This is a genomic window from Roseateles sp. (assembly GCF_031397715.1).
Taxonomy (GTDB): Bacteria; Pseudomonadota; Gammaproteobacteria; order Burkholderiales; family Burkholderiaceae_C; genus Paucibacter_A.
Window position 1 is genome coordinate 1 of record NZ_JANNMI010000095.1, and the last position, 6,041, is coordinate 6,041.

A 6,041-nucleotide genomic window follows, 5' to 3' on the forward strand; every position below is an offset into this window, starting at 1 on the left:
CAAGGCGGACAACTGCATCATCATCTGCGCGATCGAGAACCTGGACCCGATGGGAGTCCACACCGGCGACTCGATCACCGTCGCGCCCGCGCAGACGCTGACGGACAAGGAATACCAGCTGATGCGTGACGCGTCGATCGCGGTGCTGCGCAAGATCGGCGTTGAATGCGGCGGCTCGAATGTGCAGTTCGCGATCAGCCCGGATGACGGCCGCCTGCTGGTGATCGAGATGAATCCGCGCGTGTCGCGCTCGTCCGCGCTGGCGTCGAAGGCGACCGGTTTTCCGATCGCCAAGATCGCCGCCAAGCTGGCGGTCGGCTACACGCTGGACGAGTTGCGCAACGACATCACCGGCGGCGCCACGCCAGCGGCCTTCGAGCCCAGCATCGATTACGTGGTCACCAAAATTCCGCGCTTCGCGTTCGAGAAATTCCCGATGGCCGACTCGCGTTTGACCACGCAGATGAAGTCGGTCGGCGAGGTGATGGCGATGGGCCGCACCTTCCAGGAGAGTTTTCAGAAGGCCTTGCGCGGCTTGGAGACCGGCATCGACGGCCTGACCGAGCGCAGCAGCGATAGGGAAGAGATCATCCAGGAAATCGGCGAGCCCGGTCCCGAGCGCATCTTGTTCGTGGCCGATGCTTTCCGCATCGGCATGAGCATGCAGGAAGTGTTCGAAGAAACCGCCATCGATCCGTGGTTCCTGGCGCAGATTGAGCAGCTCGTGAAAATCGAGTTGTCTTTGACGGGCCGTTCCTTGGAGTCCTTGAGCACAGACGAGCTGCGCCTGCTGAAGAAAAAAGGCTTTTCCGACAAACGCCTGGGCAAGCTCTTGGCCAGCAATCAGCACGATGTGCGCCGCGCCCGTCATGCTCAGGGCGTGCGTCCGGTCTACAAGCGGGTGGATACCTGCGCGGCCGAGTTCGGCACCGAGACCGCCTATCTGTATTCGACCTACGAAGAAGAGTGCGAGGCCGAGCCGACCAACAAGAAGAAGATCATGGTCTTGGGCGGCGGGCCGAATCGCATCGGCCAGGGCATTGAGTTCGACTATTGCTGCGTGCACGCAGCGATGGCGCTGCGCGAAGACGGCTACGAGACCATCATGGTCAACTGCAATCCCGAGACCGTGTCGACCGACTACGACACCTCGGACCGCTTGTACTTCGAGCCGGTGACCCTGGAAGACGTGCTTGAAATCGTTGAAAAAGAAAAGCCGGTCGGCGTGATCGTTCAGTACGGCGGCCAAACGCCGCTGAAGCTGGCCCTTGATCTCGAAGCCAATGGCGTGCCCATCATCGGCACCACGCCCGAGAGCATCGACATCGCCGAGGACCGCGAGCGCTTCCAGAAGCTCTTGCATGAGCTGGGGCTGAAGCAGCCGCCGAACCGCACCGCGCGTACCGAAGAGGCAGCGCTGGTGTTGGCGCAGGAAATTGGCTACCCGCTGGTCGTACGGCCGAGTTATGTGCTGGGCGGCCGGGCAATGGAAATCGTCCATGGCGACAAGGACTTGCAGCGCTATATGCGCGAAGCGGTGCGGGTGTCCGAGAAGTCACCGGTCTTGCTGGATCGGTTCCTTGAAGATGCGCTGGAAGTCGATGTGGACTGCATCAGCGACGGTGTCGACGTGATGATTGGCGGCATCATGGAGCATGTTGAGGCGGCCGGCATTCATTCCGGCGACTCTGCTTGTTCTTTGCCACCTTACACCTTGTCCAAAGCCTTGCAAGACGAGTTGCGCAAGCAGACGGCGGCGATGGCGCGCGGCTTGAATGTGGTCGGCCTGATGAATGTGCAGTTCGCGATTCAGGGCGACGTCACCGGCGGCCTGGAGGGTGCGACGGTCTATGTGCTGGAAGTCAACCCGCGTGCCTCGCGCACCGTGCCCTTCGTGTCTAAGGCGACCGGCCAGCAGCTGGCCAAGATTGCCGCGCGCTGTATGGCCGGGCAAAAGCTGAAGGATCAGAAAGACCGCAATGGCCGGGTGCCAGCCGAGGTCATACCGCCATATTTCAGCGTCAAGGAAGCGGTCTTCCCCTTCAATAAGTTCCCCGGCGTTGATCCGATCCTGAGCCCGGAAATGCGCTCGACCGGCGAGGTCATGGGTGTTGCGCGCACCTTCGGCGAAGCGATGCTGAAGAGCCAGCTGGGCGCCGGCTCGCGCTTGCCGCGCCAGGGCAATGTCTTGATCACCGTGAAGAACGGCGATAAGGCGCGCGCTTTGGTGGTCGCCCGCGATCTGCATGAACTGGGCTTCGGTGTCGTGGCCACCAAGGGCACGGCAGCGGCGATCGCCGAGATCGGTGTACCGGTTCGCGTCGTCAACAAGATCAAGGACGGCCGGCCGCACATCGTTGACATGGTCAAGGGTGGTGAGATCCAGCTGGTCTTCACGACGGTGGACGAAACCCGCACCGCGATTGCCGACAGCCGCTATATCCGCCAGGCCGCCTTGGCCGCTCGCGTGACCTATTACACGACAATGGCGGGCTGCGAGGCGGCGGTCGAGGGCATGAAACATCAGGACGGCTTGCTGGTGCAATCCCTGCAAGAGTTACACGCCGAACTGAATTAAACTCTGTCCCATCGAAATCCGCCGCAGCAGCTCGGGAACCCCTGAGCCGCAGCGGCGGTTTCATTTTGTCTTTCAAGCGTATCGAAAAATCATGGCCACTATTCCACTCACCACCTACGGCGCTGAAAAGCTCAAGGAAGAACTCTATCGCCTCAAAGGTGTCGAGCGTCATGCCGTGATTGCGGCCATCTCTGAGGCGCGCGCGCAAGGCGACTTGTCCGAAAACGCCGAGTACGAGGCGGCCAAGGACAAGCAGGGTTTTATCGAGGGCCGCATTCTCGACATCGAGGGCAAGTTGGCGGCCGCCTTGATCATCAACCCGGCTGAGGTCGATGCAGGCGGGCGCATCGTGTTTGGCACCACCGTCGATCTGGAAGAAGAATCCAGCGGCGCCAAGGTCACCTACCAAATCGTCGGCGACGACGAGGCCGACCTGAAGCTAGGCAAGGTGTCGATCAGCTCGCCAATTGCGCGAGCCCTGATCGGCAAAGAGGAGGGCGATGTGGCCAGCGTGCAGGCGCCGGGCGGCATCAAGAATTACGAAGTGGTCAAAGTCCGTTACGTTTAAGCAACAGGTGTTGGCCAGATCCCGTGCCGTATTGGCCGCCATATGGGGCGGCTTTTTGCTTTGCATCGCGCTGGTCGCCGCACCGGCGGCTTTTGCAGTGTTGGAGCGGGCTCAAGCGGGTGCTGTGGTGGGCCGGCTTTTTGAGTTGGAGGCGCAAGTTGCGCTGGGCGCTGGCTTGCTATTGATTTTGATCGAGCGGCGCTTGGCGCGAGACACGGATTCGAAGAATCTGTCGGCCGAGTTCTTCCTGCCGGCTGTTGCCCTGTTTTGCACGGTGGCAGGCTACTACGCGCTGCAGCCGATGATGGCTGCAGCCAAAGCGGGGCAGGGGCCATGGAGTTTCCCGGCCCTGCACGCTTTTTCTTTCACATTTTTTGGTTTGAAAACCTTGGCGGTGCTGGCTTTGGCTTGGCGCACCAGCAGTCATAGCAAGGTCTGAACTCAAACAGGTTTAATTACTGATCCTGGGCGTTCTTTTTGACGCTGGTCAGGCGGCGTTTGGCGCGCTTGATCTCGCCACCTTGGGCGACCCGTTCGTTACCAAGCACGCGCAACTTCTTGACCTGGGGTCGGTGGTTGCCGCTCTTGGAAAATTTCACAATCTTGACCACGCGGGGACCGGCTTTGCCGTCGGCACGTTCGGCCTCTTCCAGATCCGGCAGCGGGCGCCACAGCACCAGCAATTTGCCGATGTGCTGAATCGGCGCAGCATTCAGTTCCCCGCAAAGGGAGGCGAAAATGCTCTCGCGGTTAGCGCGATCGTCCGAGAATATGCGCACCTTGATCAGCCCGTGGGCATTCAAGGCGGCGTCGGTCTCTTTGACGACGGCAGGGGTGAGTCCATCCGCGCCTATCATGACCACAGGGTCAAGATGATGGGCGTCGGAGCGTTTTTCCTTGCGCTGGGCAGGAGTCAATTGAATCGCAGGCATACGCGTATTATCCGTGCAACATGAAGATCAAGACTAAAAGCAAAAAACTTAATAAAACGTGGTTGCATGAGCACATCAACGATCCCTACGTCAAGATGGCTCACCGGGACGGTTTTCGCGCCCGCGCCGCCTACAAGCTGAAGGAAATTGACGAGACCTTGAAGCTGGTTCGACCCGGCCAAGTGGTCGTCGATTTGGGCGCGTCGCCCGGAGCCTGGAGCCAGTATTTGCGGCGCTGCTTTGCACCCAAGGAGGCCGGCATCGGCGGCGCTGCCGTCGGCAAGCTCAATGGCACCATCATCTCTCTGGATCTGGTTGAGTGCGAGCCGATCGAAGGCGTGCAATTCATCCAGGGTGACTTTCAAGAGCCTGAGGTGCTCGACTTGTTGGAGGCCGCGTTAGCTGGGCGAGCGGTGGACTTGGTGGTGTCCGATATGGCGCCCAATCTGTCCGGCATCGAAAGCTCGGACGCCGCCCGCGTGGCGGGTCTGGTCGAGTTGGCGGTTGATTTTGCCCAGCAGCATCTGAAGCCCGAGGGCGCCTTGGTGGCCAAGGTTTTCCATGGCAGCGGCTATACGCAGCTGGTTGAGTTGTTCAAGGCGACCTTCAAGAAGGTCAAGCCGATCAAGCCCAAGGCGTCCAAAGACAGGTCCACCGAGACCTTTCTGATCGGCATTGGACTGAAGCAGCCAAAGCGTTAATCCCCGGCATTCACTAGGGGTTGCCAAAACGGCGAGGCCCCTTGACTGCAATAGAATCAACCCCATATGGGCACCATCGGCCACGTTTGTGGCCAAGTTTGAGTGAATTAAGGAGTCTCGGTGAACAATCAGTGGTTCTCGAAAGTAGCTGTTTGGGTAGTGATCGCACTGGTGCTGTTCACCGTTTTCAAGCAATTCGACCGCGGTGCAGCTCAAGGTGGCCAAATTGGCTACTCAGAATTCCTGGATGAAATCCAGGCACACCGGATCAAGCAAGTGACGCTGCAAGAAGGCGGTGCCGGGACCGACATCCTGGCCGAAACCACCGACGGCAAGAAGCTGCGCGTGGCCGCCACCTATCTGGACCGCGGTTTGATTGGCGACCTGCGCAATAACGGCGTCAAGTTTGACGTCAAGCCGCGTGAAGAGCCGTCCTTCTTGATCAGCATGCTGATCAGTTGGGGCCCGATGTTGTTGTTGATCGGTGTCTGGGTCTATTTCATGCGCCAGATGCAGGGCGGCGGCAAGGGCGGCGCGTTCAGTTTCGGCAAGTCCAAAGCTCGCTTACTGGACGAGGCGCAGAACACCACCACGTTCGCTGATGTGGCGGGCTGCGATGAGGCCAAGGAAGAGGTCAAGGAGTTGGTCGACTTCCTGAAGGATCCCTCCAAGTTCCAAAAACTGGGTGGCCGCATTCCGCGCGGTGTGCTTTTGGTTGGCCCTCCGGGAACCGGCAAGACCTTGCTCGCCAAGGCGATAGCCGGCGAAGCCAAGGTGCCATTTTTCGCGATTTCGGGTTCGGATTTTGTCGAAATGTTCGTCGGTGTCGGCGCGGCCCGTGTGCGCGACATGTTCGAGCAGGCCAAGAAAAGCTCGCCTTGCATCATTTTTATTGACGAAATTGATGCGGTGGGTCGTCACCGCGGCGCCGGTGTTGGCGGCGGCAATGACGAGCGTGAGCAGACCCTGAACCAGATGCTGGTCGAGATGGCCGGTTACGAGACCAACGTCGGCGTGATCGTGATGGCCGCGACCAATCGGCCCGACATCCTCGACCCGGCGCTGCTGCGCCCGGGCCGCTTCGACCGCCAGGTCTACGTCACGCTGCCCGACGTGCGCGGCCGCGAGCAGATCCTGAACGTGCACATGCGCAAGGTGCCGATCGGCCAGGATATCCGGGCCGACATTCTGGCGCGTGGCACGCCGGGGTTCTCGGGTGCCGATCTGGCCAACCTGGTCAACGAGGCGGCGCTTTTCGCCGC

At 60.3% G+C, this 6,041-nt stretch carries 6 protein-coding genes; 5 read left to right on the plus strand and 1 reads right to left on the minus strand.

What is annotated here, in order from left to right; genetic code table 11:
- The 3 genes from carB to RMO57_RS04245 all read left to right on the plus strand — a co-directional run.
- The coding region (gene carB / locus RMO57_RS04235; protein WP_310384527.1) for a carbamoyl-phosphate synthase large subunit at positions 1-2,578 on the plus strand (2,578 nt) is incomplete at its 5' end.
- Between the two features lie 91 nt (positions 2,579-2,669).
- Positions 2,670-3,146: a transcription elongation factor GreA gene (greA, locus tag RMO57_RS04240; RefSeq protein WP_310384529.1), complete on the plus strand. Its 477-nt coding sequence runs from the start codon at positions 2,670-2,672 to the stop codon at positions 3,144-3,146.
- Positions 3,147-3,153: 7 nt separating this feature from the next.
- Positions 3,154-3,585 carry a DUF4149 domain-containing protein gene (locus RMO57_RS04245; protein ID WP_310384531.1) on the plus strand — a complete coding sequence of 144 codons (432 nt, stop codon included), beginning with the start codon at positions 3,154-3,156 and terminating at the stop codon, positions 3,583-3,585.
- A gap of 16 nt (positions 3,586-3,601) precedes the next feature.
- On the opposite strand, the gene RMO57_RS04250 is transcribed toward RMO57_RS04245, so the two are convergent.
- Entirely contained in the window at positions 3,602-4,078 is a 477-nt protein-coding gene (locus RMO57_RS04250) for a YhbY family RNA-binding protein (protein ID WP_310384533.1), read from the minus strand.
- A gap of 20 nt (positions 4,079-4,098) precedes the next feature.
- On the opposite strand from RMO57_RS04250, the gene RMO57_RS04255 reads away from it, so the two are divergent.
- Positions 4,099-4,779 (plus strand): RlmE family RNA methyltransferase, encoded by a 681-nt coding sequence (locus tag RMO57_RS04255; protein ID WP_310384536.1) that lies wholly within the window; start codon positions 4,099-4,101, stop codon positions 4,777-4,779.
- Positions 4,780-4,899: 120 nt separating this feature from the next.
- Positions 4,900-6,041, plus strand: a 1,142-nt coding sequence (locus tag RMO57_RS04260) for an ATP-dependent metallopeptidase FtsH/Yme1/Tma family protein (RefSeq protein WP_310384537.1), incomplete at its 3' end; no start/stop codon positions are given.

Bases quoted from the DNA above. Each gene is read 5' to 3' on its own strand.
- RMO57_RS04255 (WP_310384536.1), top strand. From the start codon at position 4,099: ATGAAGATCAAGACTAAAAGCAAAAAACTTAATAAAACGTGGTTGCAT.
- greA (WP_310384529.1), top strand. From the start codon at position 2,670: ATGGCCACTATTCCACTCACCACCTACGGCGCTGAAAAGCTCAAGGAA.
- RMO57_RS04250 (WP_310384533.1), bottom strand. From the start codon at position 4,078: ATGCCTGCGATTCAATTGACTCCTGCCCAGCGCAAGGAAAAACGCTCC.